This is a genomic window from Sulfuricurvum sp. (assembly GCF_028681615.1).
GTDB lineage: Bacteria > Campylobacterota > Campylobacteria > Campylobacterales > Sulfurimonadaceae > Sulfuricurvum.
On the sequence record NZ_JAQUHV010000022.1, the window covers coordinates 1 to 17,973 of the forward strand.

Below are 17,973 nucleotides of genomic sequence, written 5' to 3' on the forward strand. Positions count from 1 at the left end.
ATACCGTTATCATGACATAGTTGTGTGAATAAATCGTGAAGATATAAACGTATAGTGATTTGTTTATTATTCGATAAAATACTGTTTCTATAGGAGTATTCATGCGATCTTTTACTGTTTTAACCGCTTCCGTTTTGCTTTTTTCCTTTGCGTGGTCTAATCCGCAATGTTACCTCGAAGGATATCCCAACCTCATCGCTTCAGCCGATGAAAATGCAATCGTCCTCAAAGACGGCACCCGGTTTCCCTACCACACGGATGATTCAAAATCCTCATGGGACGAAAAAATAAACCATGCCGATCTTGCTACACAGGTTGAACAGCACTACGACGCAGGCGGGCACAATACACCGCAGCCGTATCTCTTCGATCCGGGACGTCTGCGCTATCAGCCTTTTTTTCAAGCACTTTACGGCAAAGATCAAAAAGCGATTGAAAAGAATCTCGTCCGTATCGACTGGCCGACTCTGAAGGGATCCATCAAACTTCCGGTGAACAAAGTCGCAGGGGTAGATAAAAAACTTTACCAAATCGGTCAAGAGATCGCAAAACTCCCTAAAAGTGACCGTATCTGGGCAGAAGGTGCGACAACCTACTGTTATCGCGTGATCCAGGACACCGATCGTCTCTCTATGCACAGCTACGGTATTGCGATCGATCTCGCACCCACAAAAACCCAATATTGGAAAGACGAAGCTCCCTCAGAGACCGCTCACATCGGCTATAAAAATACTATGCCCCTCTCCATCGTCCGTATCTTTGAAAAACACGGGTTTATTTGGGGCGGACGATGGTACCACTACGATACGATGCATTTCGAATACCGTCCCGAGCTTCTCGCCCCTGCATGCACTAATAATGCAAAATAAGGAAAGATTGAGACAGTTGGACTTATGATAGCCTAAGATAGGGACAGAAAGGAATAATATGGGAACGGATTTTCTGGAACACTATCGAGGCAAGATGATCAGCCTCGATGAACCGACACTGTTATATGAAGAATCAGATCATCGTATCTATTGGCTCGGAATTGAAGAGGAAACTGCCTTCCGGTGCAATGTCTATCTGATCTGTTCAGGGGAGGAATACATTCTCATCGATCCGGGAAGCCGTCAATATTTTGAGCAGGTCAAGCGCCGCGTAGCACAAGTCGTAGATCCGAACAAAATCAATGCCCTTATTTTATGCCATCAAGATCCGGATGTAGCCGCATCCATGGTCGACTGGCTCGAACTTAATCCGGCGATTACGATTATCTCATCAGCACGAACCAATGTCCTTCTTCCCCACTATGGCCGCAGTGATTACACGTTTTACGACATTGCAGACCATATGCAATACTCCTTTAAAAATGGGAAAAAACTCCGCTTTATCGAAGCCCCGTTTCTCCATTTTCCCGGTGCGTTTACTACGTACGATGAAACCTCATCTTTTTTGTTTTCCGGAGATATTTGGGCTGCGCTCGATACCGACTGGGAGCTCCTCAGCAGTGATTTTGAAACCCATAAACTCAATATGGATCTTTTCCATGTAGACTACATGGCCTCCAATATCGCCGCGCGGGGGTTTGTGCGCCGACTGGAGGGGATAACGCTAAAAGGGATATTGCCGCAGCACGGATCGATTTTTTCCGAAAAAGATGTCCCATTGGCACTGGATTACCTCAAAAATCTCCGATGCGGCCTGGACATTGTTTACGCCGATCTCAGTTAAGGGAACTCTGATGAGTGAAGAGTGTGGCGAATACATCAAAAGAATTGCCGTTCTCGAACGTCAAATTAAATTGCTCAGTGAGTCCAGAAAGCAAGAAGAGAGGCTGCGCGCTCAGCTGAACCAAACCATGGATGCCCTCAAAGAGAAAAAACAGCAGCTTCGAGAGCTCAATGAGCATCTTGAAGAACGAGTGAAAGAACGGACTCATGAGCTGAACGAATCGATGCGTCAGCTCACCCTGCTGGCGTCTACCGACCATTTGACTAAAATCACGAACCGGATGAAATTCAGTATCCTTCTCGAACAAAAGATCAAAGAGCACAAAAGGACCCAGCTTCCAATATCGTTAGTATTTTTCGATCTCGATTATTTTAAAAAAGTGAACGATACCTATGGCCATATCGTGGGGGATGAAGTTCTGATCACCTTTACCCAGACAGTGACGGAACACATCCGCGGAGAAGATATTTTTTCCCGCTGGGGAGGAGAAGAGTTTATCGCTTTGTTCAATAACTGTGATGGCCCCAGTGCGATACAGCGTTCCGAACGACTGAGAAAAATTATCGAACAGACCTTTCATCCGATCGCCAAACAGATTACCTGCAGTATCGGCGTTACCGAGATCAGAGACACCGACACCAACGACACCGTTATTCTGCGTGTCGATCAAGCTTTGTATAAAGCCAAAGAGGAGGGGAGAAACCGTGTCGTCTACCTTTAACCCCGTTATGCAAATCGCTTACGATGAGGCTCTTAAAGGGATGAACAGCAATGACGGAGGCCCTTTCGGAGCAGCCATCGTTCTTAAGGGAGAAGTTATTGCTTCCGCCCATAACGAAGTGCTCAAAACCAACGATCCTACAGCTCATGCAGAAGTTAATGCCATCCGTAAAGCATCTCAGGCTTTAGGGCGTTTCGATCTCTCCGACTGCGTCCTTTATACGACCTGCTATCCTTGCCCTATGTGTATGGGAGCGATTTTTTGGGCACGGATACCGACCGTCTATTATGCCTCATCCATGGAAGATGCTGCACAAGGGGGATTTGATGATAGACGCTTTTACACGATGATCAACCATCCAGAAACATCCCTCGATCTTCGTCCCATTGATACCGAAAGAACCAATAAGCTGTTTGATTTTTGGCGTGCCAAAAGTGATCGGAATATCTACTAATCCGTTACTGTGACCTAATTGTAACCATTGGATTTTACACTTCCGCACTTTGTTCGAAAGGTGCACCGAATGGTTGCTCATGCCTCATCATCATTTTTTTCCCGTCTCTCCATACGACAAAAAATCACCCTTATCGTCGTTATGGCTCAATTGTTCGCCCTTTTGGCGATTAGTATCGGAGTTATCGGTATCCTTTTATCCAATACCTCTTTAAAGACGATACATTCGCAAAGTCTCCAACCGCTTCAGAACCTCCGTTCGTGTAAAAATGCTCTTGACAAACAGATACTGCAAAATGCCACAAACCTCTCAGAAGGGGCCGGGGATTTTGAATCAACGCTGATTTCCGTCCAAAAATCGCATCGTCTTTTCAATGAACAGTGGAGTGCCTATCTCAAAGTCTCAAAAACTCCCGAAGAGATCAAACAGCTTCCCAAGGCAAAAGAGATTATAGATCGTGCGGACCGTTCAATCATATTACTCGAAAAAGCGATAAAGGCAAAAGAGCTTATGTCTGTTCTCGATTTGCTCCAAAGCGATTTCCCCTACAGTCTCACTCCGGCGAGCAGTGAACTCGATGATTTGATCGAGCTTCAAATCACCAATGCGAATAACCTCTATCTCATTGCGCAAGACGAGTTTAAAAAGATCCTGATCCTCATTGCCGTCATCTTTCCGCTCGGTATGGTCATCGTCTATTTTGTTCTCCATTTTATCACCAAATATTTGCTCAAAAAAATTGCCGATTTGACCCAAATAGCGCAACATCTGCGATCGGGTAATTTACTGGAACGGATTGATTCAAATGGGGATGACGAACTCTCAACCGCCGCAAAAGATATGAATGATTCGATGGAAGAGCTCCAAAAAATGGTTAACGGAATGAAATCATCTGCCCACAACAGCATCTCTTCATCCGAAGAGCTGAACAAAGTGTGCGAAACCATTCGAGGACGGCTCGAAGCGAGTGCATCGGATATTTCTCTTACCCATACCCAGATCGTCACGCTGCAGGATATCGTGCAGCGTACTTCGAGCGCATCGGATGACACCAATGTAAAAATTGACGAAGCCTCTACCCATCTCGCAAAAGCCAGCGGTCAGATTTCACACATGAATAATGACATTCAAACTGTCGCCCAAACGCAGCAAATCCTCTCCGAAGATCTAAAAACGCTCTCTTCTCAGGCGCAAGAGGTCAAAGGAGTTTTGGATATCATCGGAGACATTGCCGATCAGACCAACCTCTTGGCACTGAACGCCGCCATCGAAGCAGCGCGTGCCGGCGAGCATGGGCGGGGATTTGCCGTTGTAGCGGATGAAGTGCGCAAACTGGCGGAGCGGACCCAAGAGAGCCTCTCTAAAATCAATTACACTATCCGTACGATTGTAGAGGCGATTGTAAACACCAGCCAAAAAATGGACAAATCCGCCGAAGAAATCCTTATTGTTTCAAAAGACTCTAATGCCGTTCAGGTCATGATCCAAACCTCTTCTTCGTTGATGCATATCGCGACAACCAGTGTTCATACCTCCAACGAAGGGCTTCTGAACATCAGAGAAGGGATGCATTTGATCTCATCGAAAATCGATTCGATCAATGCGATCGCCTGCTCCAATACCGCAAGCATCAGTTCTATAACGACGGTAGCCAACGGGATCGGAGAAAATACGGCGGAACTCAACCATAAACTCCAAAAATTTAGAACTTAGCCTAAAAAATCGATCACTTTTTCCACGGGACGGCCGATAACGGCCCGATTTCCGTCGATGAGAATCGGGCGTTCGATCAGTTTTGGATACTCCGCCAATGCATCGATCAGTTTAGCTTCGTCGGTTACCTTTGCAAGCCCCAGCTCTTTGTACAGATCCTCTTTGGTACGCATGAGTTCACGCGCCGAAATCTCCAATTTTTGCAACAATGCAACAATTTCATCCCGAGAAGGCGGGGTATCGAGATATTTGAACACTTCGGCGCTCCCCCCTTTTTCTTCCAATAATTTTAATGCTTCACGCGATTTTGAACATTTCGGGTTATGCCAGATAATCATAGAATCTCTCCGTTTTTTTTCGCTATTATACCCTTATGACATATACCAAATGGTTCCAGACCCATGCGCAAAAACATCAGAATATCCTCGCACGACTCACTAAAGAGGGTTTGAGTGCGGAGCAAATCGTAGAGTATTTTGAATTTGAGAATATGGCCCAAAAGGAGTGCGATTTTTGTCTGCTTTACGCAACAAAAACCAAATGCCACGATATCCCTCACCTAAACTGCTACTGGTGCGCCTGTCCCTATTTCCGCTTCAACGACAATGCCGCAGCCGATAAGGAGGGGATCATCCGCTACAGCTACTGTGCGATCAATGCACCGCAGGGAAAAGTATTTCAGCATGAAAACTCTATTCATCATGACTGCTCCGACTGCACCGTTCCCCACGATCCTAAAACGATTCTCAAAAACTTTTCGACGAAGTGGAATGTGACAATGTCGTCTTGCAATCTCACTCCCCCTCTATAAATTATTAATAGTTTCTTATTTTATTTACTTAACACTAATGTAACACTTTTATTTCATAATCGCACCCTTAATTCCACTCAACTTAAGGAAATGCGATGTCCAAACCCCGCCGAATCTCTCATAGTATCTTATTATCTACCCTCCTTGTCACCGCCTCTTTTGCAACTGAAAATCTCGGAATCATCGGAATTGATTCGACGACGATCGACGATCGTTTCACCTCAAAACAGACCGAAGTTTCCAATACCGCTACTATTTCCGGCGAAACCGTTGATGAAGCGCATATAGAGAATATTCAACAGGTACTCAACCGTATTCCGGGGATCACAACCGAAGTAACGGGAGGCGATAAATTCAAACTCCACATCCGAGGGGTAGAAAATCAACGGTATATGGGAGAAAAACCGGGCGTTGCCGTCGTCATTGACGGGGTCCCCGTATTTGAGCGGACCGGAAGCGTCAACATCGATCTGGATAACATCGAATCGATCAAAGTTGTCAAAGGGGGAGCATCGTATCTTTTCGGTGAAGATGCGCTGAGCGGTGCGGTAATCATCACGACGAAAAAAGGGGCGAAAAACAGCTATAGCGCCGTAGGGGTGGAAGCGGGAAGTTTTGATTACCGCAAATACCTCCTTCGCGGAGGATACGCTACGGACACCTATAATTTTTACGTGCAGGGGAGCCAACGCACAAGCGACAGTTTTTGGGAAAACGGCGGATATGACAACAAATATCTCAACTCGAAATTTCAGTATTACATTGATGACACCAGCGATATTACCGCAGGTATCGAGTTATCCGACCGGAACAAAGACAGCCACGGTACCGTCAAAGGGGTGACCGAGGCAGAAACAAACCCGACCAGTGCCTACAACGGGACGGGAGATCGTGATTACGCCCGTAAATTTGACGTTCAGTTGGCTAAATACTTTCTTACTTACGCGAAAACGATCAATGATTCCTCCAATCTCCTCGTCAATGTCTACCAATATAATGACAATACCAATTTCATCAGTGGACCGATCAAATACGATACTTCCGGAGCGAAAGTAACTGCGGATGACGCATACGGAACCAATAACGACTATTTCCAAATCCAAAGAGGGATCAAAAGCGAACTCCGTACATCGGGTGAAACATTTGCAACGATGCTCGGTCTCGATCTGCGGGACAACTATTATGAGAACAAAACCAACATCTTGCAAAGCTACTGTACCCGAATGGGAGCAACCGCCTGTTCGAATCCGAACAACATCAAAACAGCGGGGACAATCACCGGAAACGATGAAACCGATGAAAACGTCTACGCCCTCTACGGTGAGCTAAAATACGCCCTCTCTAATGATTTGGTCATGACCGGGAATGCCCGATATGACCGCATTACGATGGATTACGATGACACCCTCAACAGCATCCAAATCAAAAAAACGTTCAATGTCGGCTCCTATCGCCTCGGTACCACCTATGCCCTCACCCCATCCTCATCGCTGTATGCCAATGTCTCAACCGGATTTCGTACACCGACGGTGAGCCAGCTTTTTGCCGGGGATATCGACCCGACCAATACCAAAGTCGAAAGCAACCATGCCCTCAAGCCCGAAACTTCATACAACTACGAAATCGGGCTCCGCGGGAACACCTCCTGGTTTGACTATGACATGGCCGTATTCATGATCGACCGTAAAGATTACATTATGGCCAATGTCGGGCAATACGCCTCAACCGACCCGGCAAATCCTCTCTACACCGCAACCCAATACGATAACATCGGAGGTATGCGGAATAAAGGATTTGAGCTCTCCCTCAACACCGATCGAAAAGAGACGTTTTTCTTCGATGTGGCCTATTCCTTTATCGATGCCAAATTTACCCAGTACGACAACTTTAACCTGACGTTGGGAAATTCTTACGGAACATACGTTTCGACACTGACCAATCCTGCGTCACAATATACGATTGAACACTATAACCTCACCGGAAATGTCGTCCCGCGCGTTCCGAAACATACGCTGAACCTCAGCGTAGGCTACAACTACAACGAGCATCTTCTCCTCACCACCGAGCTCAACGCAAAATCAAACTATTATGCCGATGAACTCAACCGAATCGAGATTGCGGGACAGGCAACACTCAACCTGCTGGCAAACTACACCGCCAAAATTTACGGATACCGGTTCGAAGCGTTTGCCCGAATCGATAACGTCCTGGATAAATTTTACTACAACACGGCACGTGCCAGCGGCGATGCCAACAGTGACGGAATCTTCGATGCCGAAGACCTCTCCATCACGGTCAATCCGGGGCGTGTCTATACGGCAGGCTTATCCGTTAAATTTTAAGGAGACAGTATGAAAAAAGGACTTTCAGCACTCTTTCTCGCCTCTTCCCTTTGGGGATACGGGGAGGGAGTTATTTATTGGGCACCGCATATGTCTCATGGCGGCGGGCATTCCCAAGGCAAACACGGGGGACACGGTATGGGCGAAGTCACTATGCTTCACGCAATGAATCTGGATGGGAACGGTTCGGTAACACTGATTACACCCGATTTATCGAAAGACGACCTCAACCTTACCGATACCGCACTGACGCTTCCTAAAGCCACAATCGGCGGTTATTATGCCCTCGTTCTCACCCATCGTTCTGAGAACCAAGTCGACAGTGCCATCCGTTATCTATCCCAGCAAGGGCGTCCGTCTAAAATCTCTCCGACAAAACTGACCGCACTTCCTAAAACTGATTTGGAGATTGTTCCGGACCCTCTGCACCGTGAGCATGACCGCTACACCGCCTCCAAATCGTACCATTTTGTGCTTCGTTTGCACAATCACCCTCTGGCAAATACAACAGTATTCTTGGAAACGCGTAACACTCCCGCGCAAAGCGTTATTACGGATGCGGAGGGCAAATTCACCGTCACCCTCCCAAATGATTTTAAAAACGTACAAATCGGCAGAAGCGAAAACAAACCTTCCGAATTTCTCCTCACTACCCAACACCGTGAAGGCGACACCCTCTATAAAAATACGCTTACCATGCCCTACAGTCTCAATCCGAATGATTACTGGCAATCCCAGCCCTATGGGGCGGGAGCCATATTTATCGGCTTTTTAGGGGGATTGTTCTTCTACCGACGACATAAAAAAAACCAAGGAGTATCCCGTGGATAAACTGTTAACGCTCACCGCCCTTCGACGGGTCATCCAACTCACCGCATTTGTTTTTTTCGTCTACGGTGCGATGATTTTCACTACCTTTTACACCGGAGACAAGCTGACCCAAAGTCTCCCCGCCCTCTCCTGCGCGTATGACATGAAAGGAGGGGACTTCTGTAGCCTCATCCCGTTGCAGCATCAGATGGACCACCGGGTATCGAGCATCTTTACCCAGGGTGAAAAAGTATTGCCGGCACTGATGGGAACCCTCATCACTCTCGGAACCGTCGCGGTACTCATCCTCATCCTTAACAAAGCGTTTTGCGGCTGGCTCTGTCCGCTCGGATTTTTTCAGGATGTGTTTACGATGATCGGTACCAAACTGGGACTCACCCAACTCGGAAGCCTTTCGCGCGAAGCAGTCAATAAAATCCGCCCGATCAAATGGTTTATTTTCCTCTTTTTAGTGTTGATTCTCCCTCTTTTAACGGGTATCGGCTTTCTCGGGCACGAATGGGGAAATCCTTACTGCTCTATCTGCCCGAGCCGAATTATGACAACCGCCATGGGAGGCGATATGTCTCAGATCTATATTTCTCAGGCTTCCTGGGGATATTTCGCTCTCTCCCTCATCGCCGATCTGATGTTCGGGCTGATGGTCGCACTTGCCCTTTTCGTCCGTCAACCGTTTTGCCGTATCTGTCCGATGCTGCCGATGCAAACCTTGTTCAAAAAAATCGGCTTGTTACGTCTCGTTAAAAACGGCGATTCGCATTGCGACTCGTGCGGAAACTGTGTCAAAGCATGTCCTATGGATATTTACGAAATCCAAGATTCGACAGAGCATAAAAATATTACGCACGCGGATTGCACCCTCTGCGGACGATGCGTCGAATTTTGCCCGCATGATGGGGTTATGAACCTAAAATACGGTCCCGTAACTCTCCTCACTTCATCCAAAGAGTCGTTCAAAAAACGGATCAAAATCGATAAGTGGTGGAAAGAGTGAGCCGATGGAAACAATGACGCTTCTTTCGCTCTTTATTGTCGCGCTCTCCTATGGAGCGACCGCGTGCATGCTCACCTGCATGCCGCTGCTCTCACCGATTCTTTTGGCGAACAGCAGTACGCGGCAACAAAGTTTGAAAGTCCTGCTCCCGATAAGTATGGGGCGTATCAGCGGCTATATTTTCCTCTCCCTCATCGCCTATCTCGGGGCATCCATGATTAAAACGCTCATCAGCGACACGACATTAATGGGGTATCTCCTCGGGAGTGTCACCCTGATCCTCGCCGGACGGTTGTGGTTTTCACTGAGAGCTTCCTCCTCTTGCTGCAACACTTCACCCGCTGCTCCGCAGGGGAACATTGCCCTATTCCTGAGTGGAATGTTCCTCTCCATGTCCATATGTGCACCCGTCGCTACCATGATGACGCTCAGTGCCACCAGCACCTCAATTACGTGGGCGGTAGCCTATGGAGCGGCCTTCGGTCTGGGTGCGACACTGTTGTGGTTTTTCTTTTTTTCGGTGGTTCTCACACGGGTGCTCAAAGAGAGTCTGAAACATCTCTCGCAGTACCGGAATGTTTTACAGCACTTGGCGCCCCTCTTCCTGGCAGGTATCGGGATCGCAATTTTTAAAGGATGGATACGATTATGAATACAACATCTAAAGCCTTCGGGGTTTCAGTGGCATTTCACTCATTGATGGCACTTTTCGCCCTTTTGATACTCAGCGTCTTTCATACGCCAAAAGCCCAAACATTTGCTCTCCCTATCAAACACATCACGATTGTCTCTTTGTCCCAACCTTCCAAAGTCGTCTCCCCTCCTACGGAATTGGCGCAGCCGCTTAAACAAACACCGATACCGGTACCGCAAACGCCCAAACCGAAAATGGCCGAACCCTTAAAACCGACGCCTCTTGCAGCGATCAAACCGCTTGCTGCCGCACCTCAAGTCCAGCCGGTTGCAACTCCGGTAAGCGCCGCAGCCGTTACTGCCCCTGTTTCCGAATCCAAACCGACGATCTCAACCGCTGCGGTGCAATCCCCCGCACAAAGTCCGGCCAAACCGGCACCAAAAGCCGATCTCAGTGCCCTAAAAAACTCCTTTTTCGCCTCTTTGCGCTCCAACATTCAGCATCACTTACGATATCCCTCAGCAGCCCGACGCAGAGGGATGGAGGGAGAGGTGGATGTCCGCTTTACATTGACGGATACCGGGATTATCAAAAACATATCGATACGTCAGGGGGAGAGCATCTTTCATGAAGCGGCCAAACTGGCGGTGGCCTCCGCGTCGGGAGTCAAGGTACCCGAAGCCCTGAGCGATTCGCTTCCCATAGAGATAGATTTGACCCTTGAATTTACCCTCAACAACGGTTAATCTTCAGACGTAAAAAATGCTAAGACTCGCTGTGGTATAATCGCGCCACTATTTAGCCCCTTGTGAAGGTATTATTATGGGTCAAACGATTACTGAAAAAATATTCTCCGAGCACGTCGGACATCCTGTTTACGCAGGTGAAATCGTCCGTTCACCGATCGATATGGTCATCGGTAACGACATCACCACTCCGATCTCGATCAAAGCATTCGAAGATTCGGGCGCAACAAAACTTGCCAATCCGGATGGCTTTTCGATCGTCCTCGATCACTTCATTCCTGCCAAAGACATCGCTTCGGCGAACCAAGCCCGTATCAGCCGTGATTTTGCTAAAAAATATCAGATGAAAAACTTCTTCGATGAAAAAGACATGGGGATCGAACACGCTCTTCTCCCTGAAAAAGGGTTGGTCGTTCCGGGTGACGTCATCATCGGTGCCGACTCACACACCTGTACGCACGGAGCGCTCGGTGCCTTCTCTACGGGGATGGGTTCGACCGATTTGGCATTTGCAATGATTACCGGAGGCAACTGGTTCAAAGTTCCTGAGTCTATCAAAGTGATCCTCAGCGGCAAACCGGGCAAATACACGACCGGAAAAGACATCATCCTCGAAGTGATCCGCATGATCGGTGTTGACGGCGCACTCTACCGCACTCTCGAATTCGTCGGAAGCACGATCCCTCACCTCACGATGGATGACCGCTTCAGTATGTGTAACATGGCGATCGAAGCGGGAGCAAAAAGCGGCATCGTCGCGTATGACGAGATCACGGCAGAATTCTTGAGCGACAAGCCTCTTGCACGTGAACCGAAAATCCACTATTCCGACGAAGACGCAACCTATGTTCAGGTACTCGAAATCGATGTCGCCAATCTCGAACCGGTCATCGCTTATCCGTTCTTGCCGTCCAACGGTCACAGCCTCACCCAAGCGGTCAGCGACAACATCAAAGTCGATCAGGCATTCATCGGAAGCTGTACGAACGGCCGTTTGAGCGACCTCAAAATCGCCGCTGAAATCCTAAAAGGGAAACGGGTTCATCCGGATGTCCGTTTGATCGTCACTCCGGGAACACAGCGTATCGCACGCGAAGCGACCAAACTCGGATACATGGACATCATCATCGATGCGGGCGGCGTTGTTTCCAACCCGACCTGCGGTGCATGTTTGGGCGGATACATGGGAATCTTGGGGGACAACGAAGTCGCCGTCGCAACGACCAACCGTAACTTCGTCGGACGAATGGGGTCACGCTCATCAAAAGTCTATTTGGCAAACTCCGCCGTGGCTGCCGCTTCAGCGATTACGGGGTATATCACTGACCCTGCAACGATCAAATAATCTCTCTGGGGCTATACCCCAGTATTGCACGCTTCCAACGTCCCTTTGTCAAACCCTCTTTTAAACCACTCCATCCGCTGAGCCGACGTTCCATGGGTAAATGCATCGGGGACGACATATCCCTGCGCCTGCTTTTGGAGAGTGTCATCACCGATCTGACTGGCGGCGTTAAGTGCCTCTTCGATGTCCCCCTCTTCGAGTACCGCTCTTTCTTTTTGGGTGTGGTAAGCCCATACTCCGGCGTAGCAGTCGGCTTGAAGCTCCACTTTGACCTGTACGGCATTCCCTTTGGTCTTGTTTGATCTCTCTTGGACGCTATGTGCTTTGTCCAATGTCCCGAGCTGATTTTGGATATGGTGGCCGATCTCATGGGCGATCACGTATGCTTGGGCGAAATCTCCGGGGGCATTGTGACGCTGGGAAAGCTCATCGAAAAAGCTCAGATCCAAATACACTTTTTGATCCGTAGGACAGTAAAACGGTCCCACCTGTGCGTCGGCATAACCGCAGCCGCTTTGTATGCTTCCGCGAAACAGCACTAACTTCGGTTTGGGATAGGTCAGCCCTTTTTGCTCGAATATCTTCGTCCAAACCTCTTCCGTTTGCCCTAAAACGGCGGCTACAAACTGTACACTGCGGTCGTCGTCCGATTTACTAACAGCCGTGTTAGTGCGTGTTTGGCTTTGCGTATCGAGCAAGGACAGAGGATTGTACCCCATGAAATACGCAACAACCCCTATCACTAAAACGATCCGTCCTATATTGGTCCCCATCAAAAATCGGACAATCGGAATGAGCAGATTCACCCCTCTTCCACCGCCAAAGTTCATCCGCCCTCCGGAGCCCTGAGAGCGTAAATCTTCGACATTCGTGCTTCGCTTCAAATCTTCCCACTTCATTCCCCTTCTCCTATCTGTTTGATTTTCCAAGCGATGATCCCTGCAACCAACGCCGTCGCGATCGCTATCATGAGAAAAATGGACGGGATACTCCATCCGTTTTCCAAAAGCACCATTGTCGCCACCGCACCGCCGACCATGAACAATGCATTGAGGATGTTGTTGGCGGCGATAATGCGCGAACGCACTTGCGCATCGCTTCGGTTTTGCATGATCGCATACAACGGGACGCTGTACAACCCGCCGAATACCCCGATCAACACCAGATCAACCAAGATGCGCCAAAACTCGGGATTACTGTTGAGCACACCGACGGCATGAAAGCTCTGGGCGTTGAGGGCAAAATCGATGCCGGCAATCGACATTCCTATCGCCCCGACAACAATCAACGACGGGCGGATCGTATGATGAGAGAGCCGTTCGCATGCCATCGACCCTGCACCGATACCGACCGTAAAGAGGCTGAGTAAAATCGTTACCGTCGCTTCATCCCCCATCAATACCGTTTTCACAAAAGAGGGGAACTGCGAGAGCAGCAGCGCCCCATAGAGCCAGAACCATGAAATGGCGAGGATCGAGAGAAACACGACCCGATTGCCGTTTGCCAGCCGAACCGAGTTCAGGGTTTGATTAAACAGATTAAACGTTAACGGCTGATCGGGAGTGAGCGAAGGGGCCGTCGGGATTTGACGGCTGGCGATATAACCGATGATCGCAACCGCACTCCCCGTAATCCCTGCGATCACACCGCCGTTCGGATGGGCAGCCAAAAGCCCTCCACTGATCGTTCCGAGTAATATTGCGGCAAATGTCCCCGATTCGACCAGGGCATTGGCGCTCACCAGTTCATTTTCCCCCATGTGCTGCGGAATGATCGAGTATTTGATCGGACCGAACAGCGTCGAGTGCATCCCCATCCCGAAGATCACCGCCATGAGCAGGCCAAAAGAGTGGACACTAAACCCGACGGTAGCGATGATCATAAGCGCCGTTTCCCACACTTTGACGATTCGCGCCAAGCGTGCTTTATCAAAGCTGTCCGCGACCTCCCCGGCTAAGCCTGAAAAAAGGAAAAACGGGAGGATAAAGACGGCACCGATCAGCGGAGCGATCAGCCCCGCCGAGAGCGACGTCCACTCTGCGGCTTGGAATGTCAAAATGACCGCAAGGGTATTTTTAAAGAGATTATCATTAAACGCTCCCAAAAACTGGGTCGTAAACAGTGGTGCGAAACGGCGTGTTTTTAGCAGATACATCGGGCTGCTCATACGATCTCGCTTGCCATAGTTTTTAAGGTTACATAGTCGGTTTTTCCGGTACCGAGCACCGGGATCGCTTCAACATACACTATTTTTTTCGGAACGGCGATTTCGGGATAGCCTTGGACTCGCGCATTCTGCTGCAGAGCATCACGCCCCATCTCTTTATCCGTGGTAAATAAAACGATCATCTCTCCTCTGGACTCATCGCTCCGAGATGAGACGGCGTGCGAAAAACTCGGCGACGTAATCAATGCCAGTTTTTCGACGGACTCGAGGGAGATCATCTCCCCCGCAATCTTGGCAAACCGTTTCACCCGTCCTGAAATTCGGATAAACCCCTCCTCGTCGATGGTGACGATGTCGCCTGTGTCGTACCATCCCTCGCCCGCATCGGAAGCCGGCTTTTCGAGGAATCCCGGACGCTCCGAGCGCAGATACCCGTTCATAACATTGGCACCTCTGACGTGTAAGATCCCCCCCGCATCGATTCCCGGCACCGGGATCACTTTCGTCTCAATCCCCGGCAATGCCTGCCCGACACTGCCGCTTCGATAGGCCATAGGGGTATTGACCGCGATAACGGGAGCCGTTTCGGTCGCACCGTACCCTTCGAAAATCCGTATCCCGAATTTCTCAAACCACAAATCACGCACATTCTCCGAGAGTTTTTCCGCACCTGCTACGACGTAGCGCAAGCGGTAAAAATCGTACGGATGGGCATGCTTGCCGTAATTGTTCAAAAACGTCCCCGTCCCGAACAAGATCGTACACGATCGGTCATACGCGATCTCGGGAATAACCCGATAATGCAGAGGTGACGGGTAGAGAAAGAGACGTATCCCACCCAAAATGGGGAGCAATGTCCCTGCCGTCAGCCCGAAAGAGTGGAAAATCGGCAAGGCATTAAGCACCTTATCCTCGGTAGAGAAATCGACGATAGCACGAATCTGGGCGATGTTTGCCAAAATAGCGTCATGGGAAAGGACGACCCCTTTGGGTTTCCCCTCAGACCCGGAGGTAAAGAGGACAACGGCAGGCGACGCGGGATCGGAGTGAACACTCACGTCTCGCGGAAAATAGCGTGCATATCCCATAAGCCAAAGTTTATCAGACAGTGTCATCTCCTCTTTGAGATCTTCGAGGTAGAGGATATTGACACCGTGCAATGCACTCAGTTTGCTCTCTAATTTAGCCTGCTCCACAAACGCTTTTGAGGTAATGATCGTTTTGATCACGGCACCCTCGCACGCACTTTGCAGACCGTCCACTCCGGCGGTAAAGTTGAGCATTGCAGGGACTCTCCCCGCAGAGCTGAGCCCTAATATCAGTGCCAATGTCGGCACCGCCGTCGGCATCAGCACTCCGACCGTCTCCCCGGCGGCACTGTGACGTCCCAGCAGTCGTCCCATCCCCAGCGTCATTGTGAGCAGTTGACGATAGGTGTATTCGATCTGTTTGGTGTCTTCGATGATTTTACGGGAACTGCCATACATATCAACGGCATCGAAAAACGTTCCGTGCAGCGTATTCGCTCGGCGTGATTCGAAGAGGCACTTTTGCAGCAGCGTCCGCATCGCTTCGCCCGACTTGGTACGTCTTTGGTGAGCCGTTCCCCCCTCCGTTATTGTCAGTTTTGTCGGAGTACAGTACGTGAGGGTGATCTGAGGAAACCACCGGGTCGGATAATCGCCCCCCATACGCGAAAGGGTACTGAACGTCGCCCCTTCGATGATGACCGGATGGATCGTCGCTGCGGTTTTCAGGGTGACAAATGCGGACCCCTCATAGATTTTCATCAGACTCCCCGTCGTCGTAATCCGACCCTCAGGGAAGATAACCACAGGGCGTCCGCTCTCAACGAGGCGGATGATCTGCTTGACCGCCATCGGATTGGCGGGATCAACGACGAGATATTCGCTGAGCGAGAGAAACATCCGTACAAGAGGACGTTTGGCAATTTCGGTATTGACAACGAACACCGGTTGGATCGGAAGAAAGAGCCCTAAAATCAATCCGTCCAAAAATGATTGATGGTTGGCGATGATGACCGTATGGTTCTCCTCGCGCTGAAACGTTCCGACCACTTTTACCCGAAACAAAAAGCGGACGATCACATATAAAATCGCTTTAATCATTGGCTGTTCCCTTTTAAATACTTCAGTACATTTCCAAACGTTTGCTCCAGCAGAGGCTTATTGATCCAAAACCACACCTCTTTCCCTTTTTTCTCGCTCAACAACACCTCAGCCTGACGTAAAATCTTGAGATGGTGCGATACGGTCGTACGGGCCAGTGTCGAGGCATCCGCAATCTGTCCGGCGGTAAGCCGCTCATCGGGTTCGAATAGCATCAGCATCCGCTGACGGTGTTCATCCCCCAGCGCGGTAAAAATATCGGACATCGGTTTCCACTCAGGTGGAAGTACATCGGTATAATTGGTTTTCATGCGGTTGTTCCTAATAGTTTGGTGTAGTTGGTATAGATAGGATTCTCAGCGGGGAAATATTCCAGTATCCCTTTGGCATAGCGGTCAAACGGATTCGCTTCGCGCGAAAGCTCGAAACGTTTGCGATAGGGCAGATCGTAGCTGTTGAGTACCATGCTAAAGGGTACGGGGAAATCAGTACCGAAGAGGAGCTTATGATGGATATCGCTCTGTCGGCTCAGATGGCGCAATACTTTTGCCCGTACGGGAGTGAGAAGAGCACTGATATCGGCGTAGAGGTTCGGATGCTTTTTGAGCATATCGATGAGAATGTAATACTCGTCGTTAAAATGTTTCGGATTTTTGGAGAAAGCTTTAAAAATATGTCTCGGCTCATAGCTCAGCGCCATATGGGCACAGATCACCTGCACTCCGGCTTCCAGCGGATGATCGAGCATCTCGATACTCTCGCACGATTTAAAAGAGTGGACACTGCTTTCACTTCCCACATGGACGATCAGCGGCAGACCGCGCTGTGCGAGTTTGTCGAAATAGGGGCGGTAACGTTCTTCACGGGTATCAACCCCCCAGTAGTTTTGCAAAAACTTCGCTCCGGCAAATCCAGCATCGGCGTAGCGGTCGATGAGATCGAGCGCATCGGGGCGGTTGGGGTTGATCGAGAAAAATGGAATGATGACATCCTCGTTCCCCCGGTATAGTGCCGCCACGTCCTCATTGGTCGCACAGACAGTGATGTCTTTGTGCAGACTCTTCCCCATATCATCGACCCGATCATCGACACCGAAGAGGACGATTTTCTCGACGTGCTGAGAGCTTCTGACCGACTCAACCAGCGCGCGGGTATATTCGCCGTACGGATCACGCGCGAGCGCTTTGGGGTTCATCCCGAACTTTTTGGCAAAAAAGCGCAATGCTATTTTGTCATACGAACGTTGGAACGCGACATCGCTGCTGAGAAGGTGAGTATGGATATCGATCGTCTTCATAACTATATTCCTAAAAACTTAGAAATATTGACATGTTACGTGTAATTTGCTGAAGTTATTCTGAAGTGAAGCATCA

18 protein-coding genes are annotated in these 17,973 nt (G+C 49.3%); 12 read left to right on the forward strand and 6 right to left on the reverse strand.

All coding sequences use genetic code 11. From position 1 onward, the window contains the following. Window positions 1-101 precede the first annotated feature (101 nt). The 5 genes from PHE37_RS12985 (at window position 102) to PHE37_RS13005 (ending at window position 4,601) form a co-directional block, all read left to right on the forward strand. Window positions 102-869, forward strand: a complete 768-nt coding sequence (locus tag PHE37_RS12985) for a M15 family metallopeptidase (RefSeq protein ID WP_299994763.1) — start codon at window positions 102-104, stop codon at window positions 867-869. Between the two features lie 58 nt (window positions 870-927). Then, window positions 928-1,713, forward strand: a complete 786-nt coding sequence (locus PHE37_RS12990) for an MBL fold metallo-hydrolase (protein WP_299994761.1) — start codon at window positions 928-930, stop codon at window positions 1,711-1,713. 10 nt (window positions 1,714-1,723) lie between these two features. Continuing rightward, the gene (locus tag PHE37_RS12995; protein WP_299994760.1) at window positions 1,724-2,434 is read left to right on the forward strand and encodes a GGDEF domain-containing protein; all 711 of its coding nucleotides are present in this window, start codon (window positions 1,724-1,726) and stop codon (window positions 2,432-2,434) included. Further along, window positions 2,418-2,888 (forward strand): nucleoside deaminase, encoded by a 471-nt coding sequence (locus PHE37_RS13000; protein WP_299994758.1) that lies wholly within the window; start codon window positions 2,418-2,420, stop codon window positions 2,886-2,888. The genes PHE37_RS12995 and PHE37_RS13000 overlap by 17 nt, the downstream gene beginning before the upstream one ends. A gap of 69 nt (window positions 2,889-2,957) precedes the next feature. Next, window positions 2,958-4,601 carry a methyl-accepting chemotaxis protein gene (locus tag PHE37_RS13005; protein WP_299994757.1) on the forward strand — a complete coding sequence of 548 codons (1,644 nt, stop codon included), beginning with the start codon at window positions 2,958-2,960 and terminating at the stop codon, window positions 4,599-4,601. Here the strand turns inward: PHE37_RS13005 and arsC are convergent. Further along, on the reverse strand, window positions 4,598-4,939 hold the full coding sequence (gene arsC, locus PHE37_RS13010; protein WP_299994755.1) for an arsenate reductase (glutaredoxin): 342 nt from the start codon (window positions 4,937-4,939) through the stop codon (window positions 4,598-4,600). The two genes, PHE37_RS13005 and arsC, sit on opposite strands and share 4 nt — an antisense overlap. Window positions 4,940-4,974: 35 nt before the next feature. On the opposite strand from arsC, the gene PHE37_RS13015 reads away from it, so the two are divergent. The 7 genes from PHE37_RS13015 to PHE37_RS13045 all read left to right on the forward strand — a co-directional run bounded on the left by PHE37_RS13015 (window position 4,975) and on the right by PHE37_RS13045 (window position 12,304). Further along, complete coding sequence (locus PHE37_RS13015) at window positions 4,975-5,412, forward strand: hypothetical protein (RefSeq protein WP_299994754.1); 438 nt, start codon at window positions 4,975-4,977, stop codon at window positions 5,410-5,412. 95 nt (window positions 5,413-5,507) lie between these two features. Further along, the gene (locus PHE37_RS13020) at window positions 5,508-7,754 is read left to right on the forward strand and encodes a TonB-dependent receptor (protein ID WP_299994753.1); all 2,247 of its coding nucleotides are present in this window, start codon (window positions 5,508-5,510) and stop codon (window positions 7,752-7,754) included. Window positions 7,755-7,763: 9 nt separating this feature from the next. After that, a complete protein-coding gene (locus PHE37_RS13025) occupies window positions 7,764-8,585 on the forward strand; it encodes a hypothetical protein (protein ID WP_299994751.1) in 822 nt (273 codons plus the stop codon). Continuing rightward, on the forward strand, window positions 8,578-9,579 hold the full coding sequence (locus tag PHE37_RS13030) for a 4Fe-4S binding protein (protein WP_299994750.1): 1,002 nt from the start codon (window positions 8,578-8,580) through the stop codon (window positions 9,577-9,579). Before PHE37_RS13025 ends, PHE37_RS13030 begins: the two co-directional genes overlap by 8 nt. A gap of 4 nt (window positions 9,580-9,583) precedes the next feature. Continuing rightward, window positions 9,584-10,231 carry a sulfite exporter TauE/SafE family protein gene (locus PHE37_RS13035; protein WP_299994748.1) on the forward strand — a complete coding sequence of 216 codons (648 nt, stop codon included), beginning with the start codon at window positions 9,584-9,586 and terminating at the stop codon, window positions 10,229-10,231. Further along, on the forward strand, window positions 10,228-10,959 hold the full coding sequence (locus PHE37_RS13040) for an energy transducer TonB (protein ID WP_299994745.1): 732 nt from the start codon (window positions 10,228-10,230) through the stop codon (window positions 10,957-10,959). The genes PHE37_RS13035 and PHE37_RS13040 overlap by 4 nt, the downstream gene beginning before the upstream one ends. 76 nt (window positions 10,960-11,035) lie before the next feature. Beyond that, window positions 11,036-12,304, forward strand: coding sequence for a 3-isopropylmalate dehydratase large subunit (locus tag PHE37_RS13045; protein WP_299994743.1), 1,269 nt, complete (start codon window positions 11,036-11,038; stop codon window positions 12,302-12,304). An 11-nt stretch (window positions 12,305-12,315) separates the two neighbouring features. Here the strand turns inward: PHE37_RS13045 and PHE37_RS13050 are convergent, their stop codons facing one another. The 5 genes from PHE37_RS13050 to PHE37_RS13070 are packed head-to-tail and all read right to left on the reverse strand — an operon-like array spanning window position 12,316 to window position 17,897. Beyond that, the gene (locus PHE37_RS13050; RefSeq protein WP_300008736.1) at window positions 12,316-13,203 is read right to left on the reverse strand and encodes a neutral zinc metallopeptidase; all 888 of its coding nucleotides are present in this window, start codon (window positions 13,201-13,203) and stop codon (window positions 12,316-12,318) included. Continuing rightward, window positions 13,200-14,471, reverse strand: coding sequence for an MFS transporter (locus tag PHE37_RS13055; protein WP_300008738.1), 1,272 nt, complete (start codon window positions 14,469-14,471; stop codon window positions 13,200-13,202). Before PHE37_RS13055 ends, PHE37_RS13050 begins: the two co-directional genes overlap by 4 nt. Then, window positions 14,468-16,600: a bifunctional acyl-ACP--phospholipid O-acyltransferase/long-chain-fatty-acid--ACP ligase gene (gene aas, locus PHE37_RS13060; protein WP_299994930.1), complete on the reverse strand. Its 2,133-nt coding sequence runs from the start codon at window positions 16,598-16,600 to the stop codon at window positions 14,468-14,470. The genes PHE37_RS13055 and aas overlap by 4 nt, the downstream gene beginning before the upstream one ends. Continuing rightward, entirely contained in the window at window positions 16,597-16,911 is a 315-nt protein-coding gene (locus PHE37_RS13065) for a metalloregulator ArsR/SmtB family transcription factor (RefSeq protein ID WP_299994928.1), read from the reverse strand. Before PHE37_RS13065 ends, aas begins: the two co-directional genes overlap by 4 nt. Next, window positions 16,908-17,897, reverse strand: a complete 990-nt coding sequence (locus tag PHE37_RS13070) for an amidohydrolase family protein (RefSeq protein WP_299994926.1) — start codon at window positions 17,895-17,897, stop codon at window positions 16,908-16,910. Before PHE37_RS13070 ends, PHE37_RS13065 begins: the two co-directional genes overlap by 4 nt. Between the last annotated feature and the right edge of the window lie 76 nt (window positions 17,898-17,973).

Excerpts from the sequence above, each read along its gene's own strand:
- PHE37_RS13005 (WP_299994757.1), top strand. The coding sequence starts at position 2,958 with ATGGTTGCTCATGCCTCATCATCATTTTTTTCCCGTCTCTCCATACGA.
- PHE37_RS13015 (WP_299994754.1), top strand. The coding sequence starts at position 4,975 with ATGACATATACCAAATGGTTCCAGACCCATGCGCAAAAACATCAGAAT.
- PHE37_RS13055 (WP_300008738.1), bottom strand. The coding sequence starts at position 14,471 with ATGAGCAGCCCGATGTATCTGCTAAAAACACGCCGTTTCGCACCACTG.
- PHE37_RS13050 (WP_300008736.1), bottom strand. The coding sequence starts at position 13,203 with ATGAAGTGGGAAGATTTGAAGCGAAGCACGAATGTCGAAGATTTACGC.
- PHE37_RS13020 (WP_299994753.1), top strand. The coding sequence starts at position 5,508 with ATGTCCAAACCCCGCCGAATCTCTCATAGTATCTTATTATCTACCCTC.
- PHE37_RS13045 (WP_299994743.1), top strand. The coding sequence starts at position 11,036 with ATGGGTCAAACGATTACTGAAAAAATATTCTCCGAGCACGTCGGACAT.
- PHE37_RS12990 (WP_299994761.1), top strand. The coding sequence starts at position 928 with ATGGGAACGGATTTTCTGGAACACTATCGAGGCAAGATGATCAGCCTC.
- aas (WP_299994930.1), bottom strand. The coding sequence starts at position 16,600 with ATGATTAAAGCGATTTTATATGTGATCGTCCGCTTTTTGTTTCGGGTA.
- PHE37_RS13070 (WP_299994926.1), bottom strand. The coding sequence starts at position 17,897 with ATGAAGACGATCGATATCCATACTCACCTTCTCAGCAGCGATGTCGCG.
- arsC (WP_299994755.1), bottom strand. The coding sequence starts at position 4,939 with ATGATTATCTGGCATAACCCGAAATGTTCAAAATCGCGTGAAGCATTA.
- PHE37_RS13025 (WP_299994751.1), top strand. The coding sequence starts at position 7,764 with ATGAAAAAAGGACTTTCAGCACTCTTTCTCGCCTCTTCCCTTTGGGGA.
- PHE37_RS12995 (WP_299994760.1), top strand. The coding sequence starts at position 1,724 with ATGAGTGAAGAGTGTGGCGAATACATCAAAAGAATTGCCGTTCTCGAA.
- PHE37_RS13040 (WP_299994745.1), top strand. The coding sequence starts at position 10,228 with ATGAATACAACATCTAAAGCCTTCGGGGTTTCAGTGGCATTTCACTCA.
- PHE37_RS13035 (WP_299994748.1), top strand. The coding sequence starts at position 9,584 with ATGGAAACAATGACGCTTCTTTCGCTCTTTATTGTCGCGCTCTCCTAT.
- PHE37_RS13065 (WP_299994928.1), bottom strand. The coding sequence starts at position 16,911 with ATGAAAACCAATTATACCGATGTACTTCCACCTGAGTGGAAACCGATG.
- PHE37_RS12985 (WP_299994763.1), top strand. The coding sequence starts at position 102 with ATGCGATCTTTTACTGTTTTAACCGCTTCCGTTTTGCTTTTTTCCTTT.